A 19,113-nucleotide genomic window follows, 5' to 3' on the forward strand; every position below is an offset into this window, starting at 1 on the left:
AGCCCCTCAGTCCCATTCCAGGCCGCCGCGGCGCCAGACGTAGGCGTAGGCGACGAAGACGGTGAGCACGAAGAGCAGCATCTCGACGAGCCCGAAGATCCCCAGGGAGTCGAAGGTGACGGCCCAGGGGTAGAGGAAGACAACCTCGATGTCGAAGACGATGAAGAGCATCGCCGTCAGGTAGTACTTGATGGGGAAGCGACCGCCGCCGGCCGGCACCGGAGTCGGCTCGATGCCGCACTCGTATGCCTCAAGCTTTGCCCGGTTGTACCGTTTTGGGCCGATCAGCGTGGCCATGACCACGGAGAAGATCGCAAACCCTGCGCCGAGGGCGCCGAGCACGAGGATGGGTGCGTACGCATTCACGCTCCTCGCTCCTTCCAGTCGTCCTTGACCGTTGGACCGCTGCACCGGCGCCGCGTCCCACCTCGCGAAGATCACGCTTCTGATCGAGCGCTTGCATGTGAGGCAGTTCACAAGCCGGACTGGTGGGCATCTTATGCCTGCTCCTCTGTGATCTGCGACACGGGTTGCAACACCGAGTTTGTGATCTCCACCACCCGACGAACGATCATGAAGTCCGATGAGCGGTGATCTTCATACGCGAAGCATCCACATGATCACCAAAGGTGACATCCCACCTCGTTACCGCAGGTAGGAGGGGTTGCGCATTATCAAATGATGGCCAGTGCAGGCAAATTGGCAACGACGGCAGCGAGGTGATAAAGGGATCGGCTTCGCCCGGTCGGGGGAGCCCACGTGTACGGAGGTGGACGCGGGGCAGACGCGGGTCCCGAGGCGCCGCCGGCCGCGTGCATCCGTTCACGAACCGGCCGGACAGTTCACAGCGAGATCACGGACGGACCACAGCGTCCGCACAACGTGACGCTCCTGTGACCTGCGCCACTCTGAATTGATGCTTCCGAAAGAGGGCTTGGCCATCTGTGCGGCGGGATGGTAGTCCGCGGATCAATTCGGACTTATTTCGGATAACCCATGATCACAGCCTTGTGAAGACGTGTCCGTTTCGCCCGTTACGGCGTCAATAAGGCTCGCGACGCGCCCGGTTAGTGCCATTCGCGCGCAACTGTGGCGCAAGCCACGTTTCTTGAAGGGAACCCGGACGCCCTGATAGCGGTTGTCCTCATGTCCCACACCGCTCACATACCCAGCCACCGGAAGCCCCGCCGCAGCGCCTCGAAGCTCGCGGTCCGCGCCGGAGTTGCCGGTGGCGTCCTCAGCACCCTCGCCATGGCCGGCACCGCGAGCGCGTCCCCGTCCGCCGAGCCCGTGGCCGAGACGACGCTCGAAATGCCGGTCCTCAACCTGGACCTTGCCGCAGAGGTCGCCTCCGCCGTCACCACGGCCGCCGAGAACACCCGCGCCGCGGCCGTCGAGGGCGAACTGACCGCCCAGGAGGAGAGCGCCCGCACCGGCGCCGCCGCCGAGGCGAAGAAGGCCAAGGAAGACGCCCAGCAGAAGGCCGACGCCGAGAAGAAGGCCCAGGAAGAGGCGGACCGCAAGGCTGAGGCCGAGCGCGCGAACCGCTCCTCCGCGCGTGCCACGCTCTCGACCAAGTCCTCCGGCGCGACCTCCAGCGACGGCTCGGGCGCCTCCGTGGCCGCCCCGGCGACCGGCTCCGCCGCCGCCATCGTGAACTTCGCCCGCGCGCAGGTCGGCAAGGCGTACGTCATGGGCGGCACCGGCCCGTCCTCGTTCGACTGCTCGGGCCTCGTCCAGGCCGCCTACCGCCAGGCCGGCATCTCCCTGCCGCGCATGTCGCAGGCGCAGTCCTCGGCCGGCACCTCGGTCTCGCTGAGCGCCCTGCAGCCGGGTGACATCCTGTACTGGGGCTCCAAGGGCAGCGCGTACCACGTCGCCATCTACGTCGGCGGCGGCAAGTTCGTCGGCGCGCAGAACCCCAGCACGGGCATCGTCGAGCGCAGCCTGAGCTACGACCGGCCGACGGGCGCCGTCCGCGTCCTCTGACGGTCCGCGCGGTGCGGGATGTCCGGGCCGTCTGAGCCGAGCCGTCCCAGAACGCACGAAGGGCCGGTACTCCCCCGCTCGGGGGTGGAGTACCGGCCCTTCGGCGTTCCTCAGGCGAGGCTCGCCGCCAGTTTGAAGCGCGCCTCGCGCTGCTTCGCGTACAGGGCGAGCGTCTCGGCGTGCTCCTCCACGAGCCGCTCCTGATAGGCCTTCTCGACCGCTGCCCAGATCCCGACCAGGTTCACCTCGCGCTTGCACGCGACGTCCGCCGTGGCCGCCGTGACGGCCTTCGCGCCGCCCGTCTCGTTCTCCAGGCCGAGCTTCTCGACGACCTCATAGGGCGTACCGATCCCGCCGTATCCCGACTTGTTCATACATGCCGACCATTTCTTGAGCACGTCGACGACCCGGGAGTCCTGCTTGGAGCGGTCGTGGGCCTCGGAGGCCAGCCCGAACGCGAAGAGCAGGTCGACGCTGTCCTTGGTCGGGGCGTACAGCTTCCGGTAGCCCTCCCGCCCGCATCCGCCGGCCGGCACCTTCTGCCCGGCCGCCGACAGACCGCTGTCCACCTGTGCGGCCTCCTCCTCGGACTTCGCGTCGGGGATCTTCCCGCCCTGAGCGCCCCGCTGTTCGCCGTTCATGACGACGTACGCGCTGTCGCTCAGCTGCGGGGCCGGAGGCTTGGCCGGTGTCCCCCCGCCCGCCGACTTGTCGTACCCGTGGGCCGCCGCGAACGCCGGATCGGCCAGGCCGAAGAGATACCGGTGCCTGTCCTCGGGCCCGCCGGCGGATGTCCCGCCCCCTTGGACGCCCTCGTACGTGAACCCGAACCGGGCCATGCACCGGGCGACCAGCGTCTGCTGGACCCGGCCCATCCGCAGCCGCTCGGCGTCGGTGTCGGTGTACGTGTCCATGGGGAAGGACAGCCCGGCCGTCGGCGGGTTGACCGCCACGGGGCCGAGCTCCGGCTCTCCGCCCCCGGCGCCCCCGGCACCGGAGCAGCCGACCAGGAGCGTGGCCAGCAGGACGGCCGGGGAGGCCGACCGGAGGCGGAGGACGGTGCGCATCGCTCGGAACTCCTTCGTCCGGATCAGGCGTGGAGGGTGAAGGTGGCCGAGCTGATCTTGTTCTTGAAGGTGAGGGAGGCGTTGCCCGAGTAACCCGACGGGAGCTCGCCCACATTGCCGTCGAGGTTGGCGTCGGTGCCGACCTTCCACGCGTAGACGTCCCGGTTCCAGTAGGACTCGGTGTTGTCGTTCACGAGGGACGTGCCACCCGTGCATCCGCTCTTGAAATAGTCGTTGTTGAAGTTCAGATCCTCGCCGTACAGGTCGAAGACACAACCGGACTGGTACTGATTGTAGAAAAGACCGAACTCATCGGTCTGCAAAATGCCGTCCTTGCCCATGGCAGCCGACGGCCCGGCCGCTGCCAGAAGAAGTGCGCTTACCGATACGGCCGTGACACAGCCGGAAGCCAGCGTACGCATTGCCTTGTTCATGATGTGCTCCTCGCCTCTGCGGATGAAATGACGGCGCCGAGCCGGACCTTGATCACGACTCATCGCCCGGCGCGGATTCAACAGCCATAAATGCCGTCCGACCAAGTCCTTCTCACCTGATGGACAGTCATCTTCGGTTACTGACGGGGAACTTGTGCGCACCCTCCTGACTACCTACTATCGCCCGGCGTGCTCTCCTCGCATTTCTCGCACGGGCGCGCCGATCCCACTTCTACCGCCGCAAGGGAACTCCTGCCGTGCACGCACGCCTTTTCGCCCCGCTGCTCCTCATATGCATTTCACTGACGGGATGCGGAGGCGGGAACAATGAACCCGAGGCGAGTGACAGTCCACCGCCCACCGCGGAGGAGATCAGGTACTACGACTGCTTGAAGAAGCAGGGAGTGGACATCGTCCACACGGATTACGGGGCGCCTCGCGAGGACAAGTCGAAGCCCTGGAACGAAGAGGCGCACAAGGCCTGTGAGTCCGTGCTGCCTTCGCGGCCGGAGCCCGAGCCGGCCGGCCCCGAGCAGCTCGCCGCCGCACAGGAGCAAGCCGCCTGTCTGCGCGCCGAGGGTCTCTCCTGGTACCCGGACCCGGACCCGGTCACCGGCGAGACGGACGAGACCAAGGGCACTCCCGAGCAGTGGTCCTCGCTCAAGCGCGACCACGCCGACGCGTTGAAGAAGTGCCGGCCTGCGAGATGAGTGCTGAGCGGCGCGGTCAGGATCGCGGACACCACGCTCGTCGGCGTGCTGGAGCGGACCGGCGGGACGCCCGTGGGCCGGGCTCTGTCCCGCCTCGCGGGCAGCCCGTGTCGAACCGGCCGGAGCCCTGCGAAGATGAGGGCAGCGGTGGCTCGTTCCGACCGCTCGACCTTGGAGGTGGTGGTCCCGTGAAACTGAATCCGTACGAGTACCACGGCGTCGGCGATCCCACCGCCGGGCCGGCCGCGCTCGGACTCGGCCTCCTCGGCGTCGGCGGCTGGCTGCTGACCACCGCCCGCCCCTGGCAGAAGCCGGGCAACGCCCTCACGCTGGGGCTCGGCTGGAGCGCGTCGGGCGCGCTGCTGCTGTGTGGTCTGGTGCTGCTGGCCAAGTGCGTGCGCACGGTGCACGGCGGCACGGACCCGGAAACGGAAGCGGGCCGCGGCGGGGAACCCCCCGCCCGGCCCGCCCGTTCTTCCGACTGAGCACGCCCGAGCTGCGTCAGGCCTTCGGAGCCACCTTCGAGAGGCCGTTGATGATGCGGTCCATCGCGTCGCCGCCCGTCGGGTCGGTCAGGTTGGCCAGCATCTTCAGCGTGAACTTCATCAGCACCGGGTGGGTCAGGCCGCGCTGCGCGGCGACCTTCATGACCTTCGGGTTGCCGATCAGCTTCACGAAGGCGCGGCCCAGCGTGTAGTAGCCGCCGTAGGTCTCCTTGAGCACCTTCGGGTAGTTGTGCAGCGCCAGTTCGCGGTGGGCCGGGGTGGCCCGGGCGTGCGCCTGCACGATGACGTCGGCCGCGATCTGGCCCGACTCCATGGCGTAGGCGATGCCCTCGCCGTTGAACGGGTTGACGAGGCCGCCCGCGTCACCGACGAGCAGCAGGCCCTTGGTGTAGTGCGGCTGCCGGTTGAAGGCCATCGGCAGGGCCGCGCCGCGGATCGGGTGCGTCATGTTCTCGGGGGTGTAGCCCCAGTCCTCCGGCATGGACGCGCACCAGGCCTTGAGGACCTCGCGCCAGTCCAGCTCCTTGAAGGCGGAGGAGGAGTTGAGGATGCCGAGGCCGACGTTGGACGTGCCGTCGCCCATGCCGAAGATCCAGCCGTAGCCGGGCAGCAGCCGGTCCTGGGGACCGCGCCGGTCCCACAGCTCCAGCCAGGACTCCAGGTAGTCGTCGTCGTGCCGGGGAGAGGTGAAGTACGTACGGACGGCGACGCCCATCGGGCGGTCCTCGCGCCGGTGCAGGCCCATGGCGAGGGACAGCCGGGAGGAGTTGCCGTCGGCGGCGACGACCAGCGGGGCGTGGAAGGTGACGGGCGTCTTCTCCTCGCCCAGCTTCGCCTGCACACCGGTGATGTGCCCGGTGCGCGGGTCACGGACCGGCTCGCCGACGTTGCAGCGCTCGTACAGCCGGGCGCCGGCCTTCTGTGCCTGGCGGGCCAGGATCTCGTCGAAGTCGTCGCGCTTGCGGACGAGTCCGTAGTCCGGGAAGGAGGCGAGTTCCGGCCAGTCCAGCTGGAGCCGCTGTCCGCCGCCGATGATGCGCAGGCCCTTGTTGCGGAGCCAGCCGGCCTCTTCGGAGACGTCGATGCCCATCGCCACCAGCTGCTTGGTGGCGCGCGGCGTCAGCCCGTCGCCGCAGACCTTCTCGCGCGGGAAAGCCGTCTTCTCCAGCAGCAGGACGTCCAGCCCGGCCTTGGCGAGGTAGTAGGCGGTGGTCGAGCCGGCGGGCCCGGCCCCGACGACGATCACGTCCGCGGAGTGTTCGGAGAGGGGCTCGGTCACTGCGGGGTCTCCCGAAGGCTCGATACTCGATAAAGGGTGCCCAACGGCACCGGACATGTGCAGTCTATGCAGCGAGAGAGATAGCGAACCGAAGGGCTGCCCCCGATGACCACCTCGCCGACCCGGCCGCTCCCCGCCGTACAGCTCCGCGTGCCCACCGACGAGGACGCGCGGGCCTGGCACCACGTCTTCGACGATCCCGAGGTCATGGAGTTCCTCGGCGGTCCCGCCGAGGTGTCGCTGTACGAGGAGTTCACCGCGCGCCAGCGCATGCACGACGCACAGCTCGGCTACTGCCTGTGGACGCTGCTGGACGAGGAGGGCACGGTGATCGGCTTCACCGGCGCGCAGCCGTGGCCCGCGGAGAAGGAGTGGGGCCCGGTCGGGCAGATCGAGATCGGGTGGCGGCTGGGGCGGCGGCACTGGGGGCAGGGGTACGCGTACGCTGCCGCGCTCGCCACGCTGGAGCGGGTGCGGGAGGCCGGGCTCCCGCACGTCGTGGCGATGATCAACGACGAGAACGTCCGCTCGATAGCCGTGGCCGAGCGGCTCGGCATGACCTTGGCGGAACGGTTCCTCCTCCCGAGCGGCACCCAATACGGCCGCCGCTACGAGCTGTCGCTCCAGCCCGGCTGACCGGGCCGCTGCGCGGAGCCTTCCCCCACCCCGCCCCTTCCCGGAACTGTGGGACTCCGCCCCCAGGCCCCCCGCGCCTCAATCGCCGGCGCGGCTCAAAGACCCTGGGGCTCCGCCCAGACCCCGCGCCTCGAACGCCGGCGGGGCTGGATTCGGCTGATGCTGCCTGCCTGGCACAACCCAGCCCCGTCGGCGTTCGAGGCGCGGGGGTCCCCCGGACGGAGTCTGGGGGAGGGTCCGGGGGCAGCGCCCCCGGCAACGGCGCCACGCCCGGCGACCCCGGCAGGGGACCGGCTCAGAACACCGACAAGCCCGTCAGGGTCGTGAAGCGGTCCAGGGCCGCCACGCCCGCCACCGAGTTGCCCTGGGGGTCGAGGCCCGGGCTCCAGACGGCCAGGACGCACTGGCCCGGGACGACCGCCACGATGCCGCCGCCGACGCCGCTCTTGCCCGGCAGGCCCACCCGGTACGCGAACTCGCCCGCCGCGTCGTACGTCCCGCAGGTCATCATCACCGCGTTGATCTGCTTGGCCTCGCTGCGCGTCAGCAGCCGCGACCCGTCCGCCCGCAGCCCGTGCCGGGCCAGGAAGAGCCCGGCACGCGCCAGATCCGCGCAGCTCATCTCGATCGAGCACTGCCAGAAGTAGTGGTCCAGCAGCGCCGGCACGGGGTTGTCGATGTTCCCGTACGAGGCCATGAAGTGGGCGACGGCGGCGTTGCGGTCGCCGTGCTCCTGCTCGGACGCGGCGACCTCCGCGTCGAAGCCGATGTCCGGATTGCCGCTCTCCGCCCGCAGGAAGCCGAGCAGTTCGCTGCTCGCGTCACCCGTCAGGGTCTGCAGCCGGTCCGTGACCACCAGCGCACCCGCGTTGATGAACGGATTGCGCGGGATGCCGTTCTCGTACTCCAGCTGCACGAGCGAGTTGAACGGGTTGCCGGACGGCTCCCGTCCGACCCGCTCCCACAGGCCGTCACCGCCCTCGGCCAGCGCCAGGGCGAGCGCGAAGACCTTGGTGATGGACTGGGTGGAGAAGGGGACCTGCCAGTCCCCGACCCCGAAGACGTTGCCGTCGAGGTCGGCGACGGCCATGCCGAACTGCCCGGGGTCCATGGACGCGAGCGCCGGGATGTACTCGGCGGGAGTGCCGCTGCCCACCAGCGGCGCGGTGTCGGCCGCGATCCGCTCCAGCAGCCCTGCGTAGTCGAACGGGATAGCGTCCACAGGTCAGTCCTTGATGCCCCGGTGGAGCGCCACGATGCCGCCGCTGAGGTTGCGCCAGGCGACCTTGGACCAGCCGGCCTTCTGCAGCAGCCCCGCCAGCGCCGGCTGGTCCGGCCACTCGCGGATGGACTCGGCGAGGTACACGTACGCGTCGGGGTTCGAGGACACCGCGCGGGCCACCGGCGGCAGGGCCCGCATCAGGTACTCGGTGTACACGGTGCGCAGCGGCGCCCATGTGGGCTGCGAGAACTCGCAGATGACGACCTGGCCGCCGGGCTTGGTCACCCGGTACAGCTCGCGCAGCGCGGTGTCGGTGTCCTGGACGTTGCGCAACCCGAAGGAGATCGTCACGGTGTCGAAGACCTCGTCCTTGAAGGGCAGCTTCGTCGCGTCCCCGGCGGTCAGCGGCAGCCAGGAGTGCTTCTTCTTGCCCTCCCGCAGCATGCCCAGCGAGAAGTCGCAGGGGACCACGTACGCGCCGGTCGCGGCGAAGGGCAGCGAGGAGGTCGCGGTCCCGGCGGCCAGGTCGAGGACCTTGTGCCCGGGGCGCGCGCCGACCGCCTTGGCCACCTCCTTGCGCCAGATCCGGGCCTGCCCGAGGGAGAGGACGTCGTTGGTGAGGTCGTAGTTCGCCGCGACCCCGTCGAACATGGAGGCGACTTCGTGCGGCTGCTTGTCCAGGGAAGCCCTTGTCACTGGTGTTCGCCCCTCGGTGTGCGTGCGGATGCGGGTACGGGCCCATCCTCTCAGGCCGGGCGCGGCCGGGGGGACGGGCCCCACGGCCGGGGGGAACCGGACAACTGGCCCGAAGGACAGTTACGCCCGGGGCCCCTGGGAACGTTGACTGGGGGTGGTGCGGCCCGGTGACGGTCACCCATTGGATCATGGGCCTGACCAGCGGCCGGATCCGTGGCGGCCGCCATGAGCAAAGGGCTTCACGATGCCGGCAGGCCATTCCACCGGTCGCTCCCGCCTCAGCCCGCGCGCCCAGCGCCGGGCCGAGCGGCGCAAGCGGCTGCGGCGTACGTTCATCCTCGGTTCGGCGGCCCTCGTCGCGGTCTCGGCGACCGCGTACGCGATGGCAACGGGCGACGACGCGGCCACGACGGCGGACGGACGGCCGGTGGCGGCCCGGCCCGACCAGCAGGACGGGGAGGCCTCCGAGGGCTCGGACGCGGCAGCGCAGGGCGGCAGACGCTCCCCCGCACCGGCGAGACCCTCCGGCTCCCCCTCCCCCCAGCAGCCGAGCTCGCCCACGCCCGCCGCCCCCAGCCCCAAGCCCTCCGCGCCGGTACCGGTCTCCGGGCCGGGCACCTTCCGGGCCTCGGGCGCCTCCGGCACGGCGCACGGCAAGGGGCCCGCCCTGCGCTGGCGGATCGAGGTCGAGGAGGGCAGCGGGGTCGACCCGGACTCCGCCGCCCGCTCCGTCGAGGCCATCCTCGGGGACCCGCGCGGCTGGACCAGGGACCCGAAGTACGGCTTCCGGCTCGCCGGACCGGGCGAACCGGTGGACTTCACCGTGAAGATCGCGACGCCCACGACCACCGACCGCCTGTGCGAGGTGGTCACCCCCGAGCTGATCGGCGAGACCAACTGCCGGGCCGGGCACACCGTCGTGGTCAACCTCAAGCGCTGGCAGGAGGGGTCACCGCAGTTCAGCGGCCCCGTCGAGGAGTACCGGGCGCTGATCGTCAACCACGAGGTCGGGCACGAACTCGGCCACGACCACGAGACCTGCCCCGGCCCGGACAAGCCGGCGCCCGCGATGATGCAGCAGATCAAGGGCCTGCTCGGATGCAAGTCCAACGCCTGGCCGTTCGACGCCGACGGAACTTATCTGTCCGGCCCGAGCGTCCCTTAACCGGGAGAGCCGGCCGGCGGATGGCCCGGCCGGGGGCGAGGAGTCGAAAACGTGCGCGTCGTCAGCTTCACCGTCCCCGCGTGGTTCCCCTCGTACGAAACCCCCGAGACCCCTGAGACCCCCGGCGCCCACGACACCCCCGACGCCCACGGGGCGCCGCAGGCCCAGCTGACGGAGCAGGAGTCGGCCGTGTTCCTGTGCCTGGCCACCGGCGCATCCAACCGGGAACTCGCCGCCGAGCTGCAACTGTCCGTCAGTACGGTCAAGTTCCACGTGGTCAACATACGGGCCAAGCTGGGCGGCATCAGCCGCCTGCAAGCCTGCCTGCTCGCCGCCCTCGCCCGCCGGGACACCCAGCAGGACGTCGGCCAGGACCCCCTGCGGGACATCCGCCAGGACGCCCGCCTCAACGACGGCGGTGCAGCAGCCGGCCCCCGATGACGGTGGCCACGCACGTGGTCGCGCCCTCCGTCGGCAGTACGTCCAGGTCCGCGACCGCGAAGACCGCGAACCGGGCCGCGGCGCCCGGCTCCAGGACCCCGTGGAAGGCCTCCTCGGCCCTCTCCCGCCCGGCGAGCGGGTCCAGGGCGGGCAACCCCTCGTAGGGCGCAGGCGGCAGGACCGTGAGACCCGAGCGGACCACCGCCGTGCGCACCGCGGGCACCGTGAAGCGGCCGGCGACCGCCACCACCCCGCGGGCCAGCAGCTTCTGGGTGCCGCGCCGGGCGCTGTTGCCCCACCGCGCCTCGGTCATCCCCAAGGCCTCGAGCGCTTCCGGCCCGCTGATCGGTTCGGTGCCGCCCCCGCTGGTCTCGTACTGATCGTCCGGGTAGTACGTCCGCTCCAGCAGCGTGTCCGCCCCGCGCACCAGAAGTCCCGGGGTGAGCACCCCGGGCCAGCGCCGGGCCCGCGCGTGCGGGTACCGCTCGGTGAGTTCCGCGAAGGGGCCGAGCGCCAGGATCCGGTCACCCTCGACCAGGACCGCACCGTCGCGCAGCGGCGCCGATCCCGCCCCGGCGACGAGCAGTTCGGCGGTGTGCAGCGTGCGCATCAGTTCGTGGAGATGAGCTTCAGCTCGGGGTGCGCGGTGCCGCCCTCGATGGCGGTGGAGGAGATGTGCGACACCACGCGGTCGTCGGCCGGGTCGTTCGCCGGGTCGTCGTGCACCAGGAGGTGCTCGTACGTCGTCGCGCGCTGCGCCGGGGTGCGGCCCGCCTTGCGGATCAGGTCGATGATCTCCTGGCGGTTGGAGCGGTGCTTGGCACCGGCCGAGGAGACGACGTTCTCCTCCAGCATGATCGAGCCGAGGTCGTCCGCGCCGTAGTGCAGTGAGAGCTGGCCCGCTTCCTTGCCGACGGTGAGCCAGGAGCCCTGGATGTGGGCGATGTTGTCGAGGAAGAGGCGCGCGATCGCGATCATGCGCAGGTACTCGAAGATCGTCGCCTGGGTGCGGCCCTTGAGGTGGTTGTTCTCGGGCTGGTACGTGTACGGGATGAAGGCGCGGAAGCCGCCCGTGCGGTCCTGCGTGTCCCGGATCATCGCGATGTGCTCGATGCGCTCGGCGTTGGTCTCGCCGGTGCCCATCAGCATCGTGGAGGTGGACTCCACGCCCAGCTCGTGGGCGATCTCCATGATCTCCAGCCAGCGCTCGCCGGACTCCTTCAGCGGGGCGATCGCCTTGCGCGGGCGCTCCGGCAGCAGTTCGGCACCGGCGCCGGCGAAGGAGTCGAGGCCGGCGGCGTGGATGCGCTTGATGGCCTCCTCCGCAGAGACGCCCGAGATCCGGGCCATGTGCTCGACCTCGGACGCGCCGAGGGAGTGGATGACCAGCTGCGGGAAGGCCTTCTTGATGGCGGAGAAGTGGTGCTCGTAGTACTCGACGCCGTAGTCCGGGTGGTGCCCGCCCTGGAACATGATCTGCGTGCCGCCGAGCTCCACGGTCTCCGCGCAGCGGCGCAGGATGTCGTCGAGGTCGCGGGACCAGCCCTTCTTCGTGTCCTTGGGGGCCGCGTAGAAGGCGCAGAACTTGCACGCCGTGACGCACACGTTCGTGTAGTTGATGTTCCGCTCGATGATGTACGTGGCGATGTGCTCGGTGCCGGCGTAGCGGCGGCGGCGCACCGCGTCGGCGGCCTGGCCGAGCGCGTGCAGCGGCGCGTGACGGTAGAGGTCGAGCGCCTCTTCCTTGGTGATCCGGCCCCCTGCGGCGGCGCGGTCGAGGACAGACTGGAGAGCGGCCTGGTCGGTCACCGGTGCGTCACCTTTCGGCGGTGTGTCAAGAGGTACGGACCGATCCAGCCTACGCCAGCGGCCGTCGGCGGCGATCAGGGGCTACGGGTCAGGTCGCCCTCGGGGTTTCCGGCCGGGGCGTCCCCTGACTTGTAGTGCAGCGTTCCGTTCTCGTTGAGGGTGAACCGCTCGTCGGCGGAGCCGTTGGAGCAGATCCCGGGAGCCGGGTTGGGGCCGCCCGCGGTGTCCAGCACGAGCGAACGGTCGGTGGCGGAGGCGAGCTTCCAGTCGCCGCTGCAGTCGGTGCCCAGGACGGCCAGGACCGATTTGTCCCGGGCGACGACGTCGCCGACCTTGCCGGCCTTGATGGTGATCTCGAACTCGGTGGGGACCCCAATGCGGGCGGTGGTGACCGTGCCCTTCCAGGTGCCGGTGAGCTTTTCGGGGACGTCGTCACGGGTCCCCTCGGGGGGCTGCGTGGCGTCGGCGCTGCCCTTCACGCTCGGCGTGGCGGCCGGCGCCGGGGAGGCCGCGGTGGAGGGCCGCGAACTGCCGTCGGCGAGGTCCCGTCCCTCGTCCCCTTGCCCGGGCAGCAGGCCCATCCCGTACAGCCCGCCGGAGAGCCCGGCCAGTACGGCGGCCGCGGCGAGCACGAGGGTGCAGCTGAACCGCCGCCCGGCGGCGCTGACGGTGACCTGCCGCCCGTCGAGGGCGGTCCGGGGCGCGGGCACACCCCCGCCGGCGGTATCGGTGGGCGACCCGTAGGGGCCGTACGGGCCCCCGGTACGGGCGGCCGCGGCGGCCTGCCCGTACGCGGGATCCGAGGACCCGAACCCCGGGCCGCCGGAGGGGCCGGCGTCGGCGCCCCCGCCGCCCCTCGCCCCGGCCGGGTTCCCGTACACGCCGGCGGCCGCGCCGAAGGAGCCGTACGGGCCCGCCTGGCCCTGGCCCCCGTAGGACGGGTCGGGCGACCCGAACCCGGCCCCCGCGGGGCCCCCGTGGGAAGCGGCCGTGAACGGCACCGGCCCCGACCCCTGTTCCGGAGCCGGATCGCCCCCGGAGGAATCGGCGTCCAGGTCGAGCAGTGCCACCGCCGCGCGGCTGGCCTCCTCCACCAGGGGCGCGGGCAGCCAGCCCGGCGCGAGGAGGGCCCCGTCGAGGGCCGTCGCGATCGCCTCGGGGGCGGGCCGGTCGGCGGCCGTCTTGGCCAGGCAGGCCTCGATCAGCTCGCGCAGCTGCCCGGCAGGGACCGCGCCGAGCTCGGGCGGTTCGTGGACGACCTTATAGAGGAGGGTCGCCGAGTTGTCCCCGGTGAAGGGCGGGCGTCCGGTCGCCGCGAAGGCCAGTACCGCCCCCAGCGAGAACACGTCGGCCGCTCCGGTGATCCCCTTGCCGAGGATCTGCTCGGGCGACATGTAGCCCGGCGAGCCGACGGAGACGCCGGTGGAGGTGAGCGAGGCCGTGCCGTCCGTGGCCCTGGCGATCCCGAAGTCGATCAGCCGGGGACCGTCGAGGGTCAGCATCACGTTCGACGGCTTCACGTCCCGGTGTACGAGGCCCAGCCCGTGCACCGCCACCAGGGCGCGGGCCAGCCCCGCGCCGATCGCCCGTACCGAGGCCTCGGGCAGCGGCCCGTGCGCGGCCAGCGCCCGGTCCAGGGAGGGGCCCGCCACGTACCCGGTGGCCACCCACGGCACCGGAGCCTCCGGATCCGCGTCGAGCACGGGCGCGGTCCACTTGCCGCCCACCCGCCGGGCGGCCTCGACCTCGCGGCGGAAGCGGGCCCGGAACTCCTCGTCGGCGGCGAAGTGCGGGTGCACGATCTTGACGGCGACGGTCCGGCCGCCGGCGCTGCGTCCCAGGTAGACCCGGCCCATGCCACCCGCGCCGAGCCGGCCGAGCAGTCGGTACGGGCCGATGGTCCGCGGCTCACCGGCTTCGAGCGACTGCATCGCGTCCCCATCCCCCGAGATCGTTGATCTGACCAAGCAGCACCTTAGGGCGTCACGTGGTGCCGCCGGGACAGGAGAAGGGATCCCGCACCCCTTCGCATTCCCCTCGCGGATACGGAAAGGGGGAAAGGGCGGGAATTCCCGCTGCACGGTAACCGGTCAGTGTTCCGGAACGGCCGCGTTCAGGAGTTCCAGAGTCACATCCGAGGCGTACCCGGTCGTCGGACCCGTACGGCGTGCGAATTCCCTCACGCCGGCGAGCTGTTCCGGACCGAAGCGGAAGTCGAGCGTCGTGAAGTACCGCTCCAGCAGCTCCGCGTCGAAGGCCTCCCAGCGGGCCGCCTGCTCGGCGACCTTGGTGACCTCCTCCAGGGACACGTCCCGGGAGGCGAGGAACGCCTCGTGGACCTTCTGCACGACGACGGGCTCGCGGACGAGGTAGTCCTTGCGGGCGGCCCAGACGGCGAAGACGAAGGGCAGTCCCGTCCACTCCTTCCACATCTGCCCCAGGTCGTGCACGGCCAGGCCGAGCCGGGGGGCGTCGTGGAGCGAGGCGCGCAGTGCGGCGTCGCCGATCAGCACGGCCGCGTCCGCCTCCTGCATCATCACGCTGAGGTCGGGCGGGCAGGTGTAGTAGTCGGGCTGGACCCCGTACTGCTCGGAAAGCAGCAGCTGGGCGAGGCGTACGGACGTACGAGAGGTCGAGCCGAGGGCGACGCGGGCTCCGTCGAGCTGCTCCAGCGGCACCTGCGAGACGATCACGCAGGACATCACGGGACCGTCGCAGCCGACCGCGATGTCGGGGAAGGCGACGAGCTGGTCGGCGTTGCGGAGGAACTCCACGAGGGTGATCGGGGCGATGTCCAGCTCCCCCCGGACGAGACGCTCACTGAGCTTCTCGGGGCTGTCCTTGGTCAGCTCCAGGTCCAGCAGCGTGCCGGTTCTGGCCAGCCCCCAGTAGAGGGGCAGGCAGTTCAGGAACTGAATGTGGCCGACGCGGGGCCGGCTGCGATAGACGTCCACATCGCGAGACTAGCCCCCGCATCTCCGTCAGCCTTCCGACGGGTCTCAAACGTCCGAGTGACGTGATCTTTCCCTCTGGTCTCGGCCGCGGGGTGCGTGCTAGGCTCGTCGCAAGTTGCAGTTTGGTTTCCCTTGCAGTACGAGGCCTGCGGAGAATGTGACCCGCAGGCTTTTGTAGTTTTCAGACTTCTTAGCAGGTTCTGGAGCAGGGCGACCCTTTGGCCCATAGGAGGGCTCATGGCTACCGGAACCGTGAAGTGGTTCAACGCTGAAAAGGGCTTCGGCTTCATCGCCCAGGACGGCGGCGGCCCGGATGTCTTCGTCCACTACTCCGCGATCAACGCCTCTGGCTTCCGCTCCCTCGAGGAGAACCAGATGGTGAACTTCGACGTCACGCAGGGTCCGAAGGGCCCGCAGGCGGAGAACGTCACCCCGGCCTAGTCGCCTGGGCCAACCTAATCGCGGTTGGAATAAGCAGTACCCAAGGAGCCCTGTCACCTCTGCGCGAGCAGAGCGGCAGGGCTCCTGCCTTTGTCCGTCCCCATGAGGACGGACAACGCACGAGGCCGCCCGGCACCGTTTCCACGGTGCCGGGCGGCCTCGTCTGCTGTTACTTGGCGGTGGCCGGGGTGGGGGCCGTCGCGGGGGTGGGGGCCGTGGCCGGGGCCGTGATCTTGATGTCCAGGATCAGGGTCACGTTCTGCGGGGTGATCAGGCGCAGGGAGTACGTCCCTGCGGCCAGGTCGGCGTCGGTGAAGATCGCCGGCAGGGCGATCTTGCCGTCGGCGCCCGCCGTGAGCAGCGGCAGGCTGAAGACCTTCTTGCCGGTCTCGTCCTTGAAGTACGGGCCCTTGGCGGTCGCCGGGTCCACGGGCATCCACTTGCCGTCCGCGTCCTTCACGACCAGCTCGGTGCGGACCTCCGTACCGGCCACGGCCTTGCCCTTGGCCGTGGCGAGGACCTCGACGCCCGTGACGCTCGTACCGGCGACCGCCTCCAGCGGCTTCGAGCCGTCCGGACGGGCCAGCAGGTCGGCGAACGGCTTCGGCGTGACCGTGCCGGTGAAGGCCGTCGAGAGCTTGCCCGCCTTGTCGTAGGCCGTGATCCGCAAGGAGAAGGTGCCCTCCTTGGGGCCCGCCTTCAGACCCGGCGCGGCCGCCATGCCCTGGGCGTCCGCCTTGACCACCAGCGAGTTCGCCGGAGCCTGGGGGAACGCGGTGCCGCCGGTGGTGTCGGCCTCGACCGCGAAGACGACCTCCTGCCCGACGGCGGGCTTGCCGTCGCTGAGGACCACCTTGACCCTCGGGACCTCGGCGAACGCCGTCCCGGCCTCGGCCGTGAGGCCGGGCCCGCCGAGCACCGCCAGATCCGCCAGGCGCGGAGCCGGAGTCGGGGTCGGGGTCGGAGTCGGCGTGGGGGTCGGAGTCGGCGTGGGCGTCGGCTTCGGGGCGGGGGCCGGCTTCTGCTGCTGGGGCTGCGGCTGGGGGGTGGGCAGGGTGCCCGGCGGCTCCGTCGGGTAGTTGCCCACGGGCGGGTTCGGCACCTCGGTGGTGCCGCCGTCCTGGTACTGCCGCATGTAGCCGAGCACGGTGTTCACGTACTCGCGCGAGTTGTTGTAGCTGAGGATCGCCGAGTCGAGCTTGGCCGGGTTCGAGAGGTCCCGGTCGCCCGCGCACAGGTAGAGGCCCGCGCCCAGCGCCGCGTCGTACATGTTGTTCGGATCGCGCTTGGCGTCGCCGTTCCCGTCGGCGCCCCAGGTCTTCCACGTGGAGGGGATGAACTGCAGTGGGCCGACGGCCCGGTCGTACTCGGTGTCCGCGTCCCACTCGCCCTTGTCGGTGTCGCGGATCTCCGCGAAGCCGTTGCCGTCGAGGCGGGGGCCGCGGATCGGCTTCTCCGTGTAACCGTCGGCCTTGAGACCGTAGCCCGAGGCGTGCACGGACTCGACCCGGCCGATGCCGGCGAGCAGCTGCCAGGGCAGCTTGCAGCCGGGCAGCGCTGCGGCCACCGACAGCTCGGCACGCTTGTAGGCGTCGAGGGCGGTCGCGGGTATCCCGCTGGCCCCCTCCGTGGCGGTCGCGCCCGGGGGAACCTGCGGATCGGCGACGTCCACGGGCAGGTCCAGCCGGGCATCACCACGGTCGGCTGCCTGCGGACTGTCCGGGGTCGGCTCGGACTCCCCCGCGTCGGCGGTCGACGGATTGGTCACGACCGCGGCGGTGGTCAGGCTGGCCGCGAGGGCGGCCGTGCACAGGACCTTGCGCGAGGTGTTGACGAGGTGACGGTGAAGCGGCTTCACAGTGCGGCGATCCCCCCAGGAGCCGTCAGAGGTGCACGGCCGACAGGGCCGTGGATATCCACTGTCTATCAGGTATTCGGAGGAGACTCGCCGTCCCCCCTGCAGATGTGACACACCATTCGTCTCGGCTTCACCGGGCCCTCACGACCGAACGACCAGAAGACCCAAGTCGGTGCCTGGAATGCCCCGTTCTGCACGGCAGCCGTACAAGGCCCTGGTCCGACGGTGGGACAGCCGGGGGACGACCGGGGGCGACCGAGGGCCGTCACCGGCTGCTACTTTCGGGCGAATGAGGGCACTCGTGTACGACACCGCGTTCCGCGCGCGGGCGAGCCACAAGCAGGCCTGGGGCTTCGGGCTGATCGCAGCCGCCTCCGGCATCTGGCTCTGGCTCGCCTGCCAAGTGCTGCTCCCGTACTCCGTGGAGCACGGCCGGAACGACCGGGAGTGCGCCTCGCGGGTCTTCTACGAGAGCACGCGGGAGTCGTATGCCGAGGCGGAGGGCACAAGCTGCGCCATGGAGCGCGACTGGGCCGACCTCCTCGCCGTCCTCCTGTTCTCCCTCCCCCTCGCCGTCGTCGGCACGGTCCTCTACACCTCGGGCGCCACGGACAACCGCCTGAGCCGCCACGTGGCCGAGGTGAACCGCCTCACGCAGTTCCCTGGGTCGTCCTGACAGGACGCTCCCGGAGGCCGGGCGGTACGAGGAGGAGGCCGCCGCCCCCGCAAGTGACGGCATGGGCGGACCACGTGAGCGGCGCCCGGTGATGGACACCGGGCGCCGCTCACGTCATGGGCGCGCCCCACCCGCCCCGCACAATCCGCTGGGGCTTGGGCCGCGCCCTGAGCCGCGCTCGTACGGTTCAGCCGCGCTTCGGCGCATCCGCCCGCACGACCGGGATCCACAGGGCCGCCTCGGCCTCGCCGGACTCGTCCGGCCGGACCCGGAGGATCTCGGGGCCCGGTCGGCTCTCGTACGGGTTGGACGGGAACCACTGGGTGAACACGTCCCGCCACAGGTGCTGGAGCGCCTGCGGGAAGGGGCCGGAGTTCTCGAAGACGGCCCACGTGCCCGCCGGAACGCGGAGCACGTCCAGGTCCTGCGGCACGTCGGCCGCGCTGGTCACCACGGCGTGGTAGTAGTCCAGTTCGGTCCCCTCCGCCCGGCTGGGGTCGAGGTCGTCACTGACCGACACGATCCCTTCCGGGTCCTGGTCGGACAGGCCGGCGATGCGCCGTACCGTGTCCGGCCCGATGCCTCGGATGAACTCGGCGATGGCCGGGTTCGCCCCCTCGTGGACGAGGGGGACCCGGGCCTTCTTGCCCACCACCTTGAACGCGTCCTTCTCCACGACCTTGTACTGCATGCTGCTGCTCCCTTCGACGACGAGTCGGAAGGACATCCGGGGCTGGGACTGCAGGGCCGCGCCGGTCTGCCGGGCTTCGCCCGGCCCGACGCCGTGCACGGCGCGGAACGCGCGGGCGAAGGACTCACCCGAGCCGTAGCCGTACCGCACGGCGATGTCGAGCAGTGTCCGCTCGCCGGCCAGTACCTCGGCGCCCGCGACCGTCAGCCGCCGGCGCCGGATGTACTCCGACAGCGGCATCCCGGCGAGTGCCGAGAACAGCCGGCGGAAGTGGTACTCCGACGTCACCGCGATCCGTGCCAGCTCGCGGATGTCGATCACGCCGTCGAGCCGCGCCTCGATGTGATCCATGGCCTGGTTGAGCCCTTCCAGCACCCCGGGCCTCCTTCCGTTGCACGCCTCACGCTAGGAAGGAGCCCCCCTCCCGCACCCGACATCTTGTGCCGGGTGCGGTCGGGGGCGGGGGGTGGGGGGTGGGGGGGTGGGGCTCGGAAGAGCGTCGAGGAGGGAAAGAGTGTGGGGGGGAGTGGGTAGTTATC

General features: G+C 70.8%; 20 protein-coding genes. 8 read left to right on the forward strand and 12 right to left on the reverse strand.

Going from position 1 to position 19,113, the window contains the following annotated elements:
- Positions 1-6 precede the first annotated feature (6 nt).
- Positions 7-366: an NADH-quinone oxidoreductase subunit A gene (locus AB0D48_RS14750; RefSeq protein WP_008738438.1), complete on the reverse strand. Its 360-nt coding sequence runs from the start codon at positions 364-366 to the stop codon at positions 7-9.
- 780 nt (positions 367-1,146) lie between these two features.
- On the opposite strand from AB0D48_RS14750, the gene AB0D48_RS14755 reads away from it, so the two are divergent.
- Positions 1,147-1,989 carry an NlpC/P60 family protein gene (locus AB0D48_RS14755; protein ID WP_362395416.1) on the forward strand — a complete coding sequence of 281 codons (843 nt, stop codon included), beginning with the start codon at positions 1,147-1,149 and terminating at the stop codon, positions 1,987-1,989.
- 110 nt (positions 1,990-2,099) lie between these two features.
- On the opposite strand, the gene AB0D48_RS14760 is transcribed toward AB0D48_RS14755, so the two are convergent.
- Both AB0D48_RS14760 and AB0D48_RS14765 read right to left on the reverse strand, forming a co-directional pair.
- On the reverse strand, positions 2,100-3,056 hold the full coding sequence (locus AB0D48_RS14760; RefSeq protein WP_362395419.1) for a hypothetical protein: 957 nt from the start codon (positions 3,054-3,056) through the stop codon (positions 2,100-2,102).
- Between the two features lie 23 nt (positions 3,057-3,079).
- Positions 3,080-3,490 (reverse strand): hypothetical protein, encoded by a 411-nt coding sequence (locus tag AB0D48_RS14765; protein WP_362395422.1) that lies wholly within the window; start codon positions 3,488-3,490, stop codon positions 3,080-3,082.
- A gap of 389 nt (positions 3,491-3,879) precedes the next feature.
- Between AB0D48_RS14765 and AB0D48_RS14770 the strand changes: the two genes are divergently transcribed.
- A complete protein-coding gene (locus AB0D48_RS14770; RefSeq protein WP_362395425.1) occupies positions 3,880-4,200 on the forward strand; it encodes a hypothetical protein in 321 nt (106 codons plus the stop codon).
- A 188-nt stretch (positions 4,201-4,388) separates the two neighbouring features.
- Positions 4,389-4,685 (forward strand): hypothetical protein, encoded by a 297-nt coding sequence (locus tag AB0D48_RS14775; protein WP_362395427.1) that lies wholly within the window; start codon positions 4,389-4,391, stop codon positions 4,683-4,685.
- 16 nt (positions 4,686-4,701) lie between these two features.
- Here AB0D48_RS14775 and AB0D48_RS14780 read toward each other — a convergent pair whose 3' ends face one another.
- Positions 4,702-5,985, reverse strand: a complete 1,284-nt coding sequence (locus tag AB0D48_RS14780) for a geranylgeranyl reductase family protein (RefSeq protein ID WP_362395430.1) — start codon at positions 5,983-5,985, stop codon at positions 4,702-4,704.
- Positions 5,986-6,090: 105 nt separating this feature from the next.
- Between AB0D48_RS14780 and AB0D48_RS14785 the strand changes: the two genes are divergently transcribed.
- Entirely contained in the window at positions 6,091-6,621 is a 531-nt protein-coding gene (locus AB0D48_RS14785) for a GNAT family N-acetyltransferase (RefSeq protein ID WP_362395433.1), read from the forward strand.
- Between the two features lie 295 nt (positions 6,622-6,916).
- Here the strand turns inward: AB0D48_RS14785 and AB0D48_RS14790 are convergent, their stop codons facing one another.
- On the reverse strand, positions 6,917-7,834 hold the full coding sequence (locus AB0D48_RS14790) for a glutaminase (protein ID WP_362395490.1): 918 nt from the start codon (positions 7,832-7,834) through the stop codon (positions 6,917-6,919).
- 12 nt (positions 7,835-7,846) lie between these two features.
- Positions 7,847-8,539 (reverse strand): demethylmenaquinone methyltransferase, encoded by a 693-nt coding sequence (locus tag AB0D48_RS14795; RefSeq protein WP_362395435.1) that lies wholly within the window; start codon positions 8,537-8,539, stop codon positions 7,847-7,849.
- 244 nt (positions 8,540-8,783) lie between these two features.
- Between AB0D48_RS14795 and AB0D48_RS14800 the strand changes: the two genes are divergently transcribed.
- Both AB0D48_RS14800 and AB0D48_RS14805 read left to right on the forward strand, forming a co-directional pair.
- On the forward strand, positions 8,784-9,704 hold the full coding sequence (locus AB0D48_RS14800; protein ID WP_362395437.1) for a DUF3152 domain-containing protein: 921 nt from the start codon (positions 8,784-8,786) through the stop codon (positions 9,702-9,704).
- A gap of 51 nt (positions 9,705-9,755) precedes the next feature.
- On the forward strand, positions 9,756-10,145 hold the full coding sequence (locus tag AB0D48_RS14805) for a helix-turn-helix transcriptional regulator (RefSeq protein ID WP_362395440.1): 390 nt from the start codon (positions 9,756-9,758) through the stop codon (positions 10,143-10,145).
- Here the strand turns inward: AB0D48_RS14805 and AB0D48_RS14810 are convergent.
- The 4 genes from AB0D48_RS14810 to AB0D48_RS14825 all read right to left on the reverse strand — a co-directional run bounded on the left by AB0D48_RS14810 (position 10,111) and on the right by AB0D48_RS14825 (position 14,908).
- Positions 10,111-10,755 carry a hypothetical protein gene (locus tag AB0D48_RS14810; RefSeq protein WP_362395443.1) on the reverse strand — a complete coding sequence of 215 codons (645 nt, stop codon included), beginning with the start codon at positions 10,753-10,755 and terminating at the stop codon, positions 10,111-10,113. The two genes, AB0D48_RS14805 and AB0D48_RS14810, sit on opposite strands and share 35 nt — an antisense overlap.
- Complete coding sequence (mqnC, locus tag AB0D48_RS14815; protein ID WP_362395446.1) at positions 10,755-11,954, reverse strand: cyclic dehypoxanthinyl futalosine synthase; 1,200 nt, start codon at positions 11,952-11,954, stop codon at positions 10,755-10,757. The genes AB0D48_RS14810 and mqnC overlap by 1 nt, the downstream gene beginning before the upstream one ends.
- 74 nt (positions 11,955-12,028) lie before the next feature.
- A complete protein-coding gene (locus AB0D48_RS14820; RefSeq protein ID WP_362395449.1) occupies positions 12,029-13,885 on the reverse strand; it encodes a serine/threonine-protein kinase in 1,857 nt (618 codons plus the stop codon).
- 159 nt (positions 13,886-14,044) lie between these two features.
- The gene (locus AB0D48_RS14825; RefSeq protein WP_362395452.1) at positions 14,045-14,908 is read right to left on the reverse strand and encodes a menaquinone biosynthesis protein; all 864 of its coding nucleotides are present in this window, start codon (positions 14,906-14,908) and stop codon (positions 14,045-14,047) included.
- 237 nt (positions 14,909-15,145) lie between these two features.
- Here AB0D48_RS14825 and AB0D48_RS14830 point away from each other — a divergent pair, with 237 nt between their 5' ends.
- Positions 15,146-15,349: a cold-shock protein gene (locus tag AB0D48_RS14830; protein WP_030162033.1), complete on the forward strand. Its 204-nt coding sequence runs from the start codon at positions 15,146-15,148 to the stop codon at positions 15,347-15,349.
- 169 nt (positions 15,350-15,518) lie between these two features.
- Here AB0D48_RS14830 and AB0D48_RS14835 read toward each other — a convergent pair whose 3' ends face one another.
- A complete protein-coding gene (locus AB0D48_RS14835) occupies positions 15,519-17,207 on the reverse strand; it encodes a hypothetical protein (protein WP_362395456.1) in 1,689 nt (562 codons plus the stop codon).
- Between the two features lie 289 nt (positions 17,208-17,496).
- Between AB0D48_RS14835 and AB0D48_RS14840 the strand changes: the two genes are divergently transcribed.
- Positions 17,497-17,883, forward strand: a complete 387-nt coding sequence (locus AB0D48_RS14840; RefSeq protein WP_362395458.1) for a hypothetical protein — start codon at positions 17,497-17,499, stop codon at positions 17,881-17,883.
- Positions 17,884-18,070: 187 nt separating this feature from the next.
- On the opposite strand, the gene AB0D48_RS14845 is transcribed toward AB0D48_RS14840, so the two are convergent.
- Positions 18,071-18,949 carry an AraC family transcriptional regulator gene (locus tag AB0D48_RS14845; protein ID WP_362395461.1) on the reverse strand — a complete coding sequence of 293 codons (879 nt, stop codon included), beginning with the start codon at positions 18,947-18,949 and terminating at the stop codon, positions 18,071-18,073.
- Positions 18,950-19,113: the final 164 nt, after the last annotated feature.

The sequence above is a fragment of the Streptomyces sp. NPDC048269 genome (assembly GCF_040652395.1).
Taxonomy (GTDB): domain Bacteria; phylum Actinomycetota; class Actinomycetes; order Streptomycetales; family Streptomycetaceae; genus Streptomyces.

Excerpts from the sequence above, each read along its gene's own strand:
- AB0D48_RS14755 (WP_362395416.1), top strand. The coding sequence starts at position 1,147 with ATGTCCCACACCGCTCACATACCCAGCCACCGGAAGCCCCGCCGCAGC.
- AB0D48_RS14785 (WP_362395433.1), top strand. The coding sequence starts at position 6,091 with ATGACCACCTCGCCGACCCGGCCGCTCCCCGCCGTACAGCTCCGCGTG.
- AB0D48_RS14760 (WP_362395419.1), bottom strand. The coding sequence starts at position 3,056 with ATGCGCACCGTCCTCCGCCTCCGGTCGGCCTCCCCGGCCGTCCTGCTG.
- AB0D48_RS14820 (WP_362395449.1), bottom strand. The coding sequence starts at position 13,885 with ATGCAGTCGCTCGAAGCCGGTGAGCCGCGGACCATCGGCCCGTACCGA.
- AB0D48_RS14800 (WP_362395437.1), top strand. The coding sequence starts at position 8,784 with ATGCCGGCAGGCCATTCCACCGGTCGCTCCCGCCTCAGCCCGCGCGCC.
- AB0D48_RS14830 (WP_030162033.1), top strand. The coding sequence starts at position 15,146 with ATGGCTACCGGAACCGTGAAGTGGTTCAACGCTGAAAAGGGCTTCGGC.
- AB0D48_RS14840 (WP_362395458.1), top strand. The coding sequence starts at position 17,497 with ATGAGGGCACTCGTGTACGACACCGCGTTCCGCGCGCGGGCGAGCCAC.
- AB0D48_RS14810 (WP_362395443.1), bottom strand. The coding sequence starts at position 10,755 with ATGCGCACGCTGCACACCGCCGAACTGCTCGTCGCCGGGGCGGGATCG.
- AB0D48_RS14765 (WP_362395422.1), bottom strand. The coding sequence starts at position 3,490 with ATGAACAAGGCAATGCGTACGCTGGCTTCCGGCTGTGTCACGGCCGTA.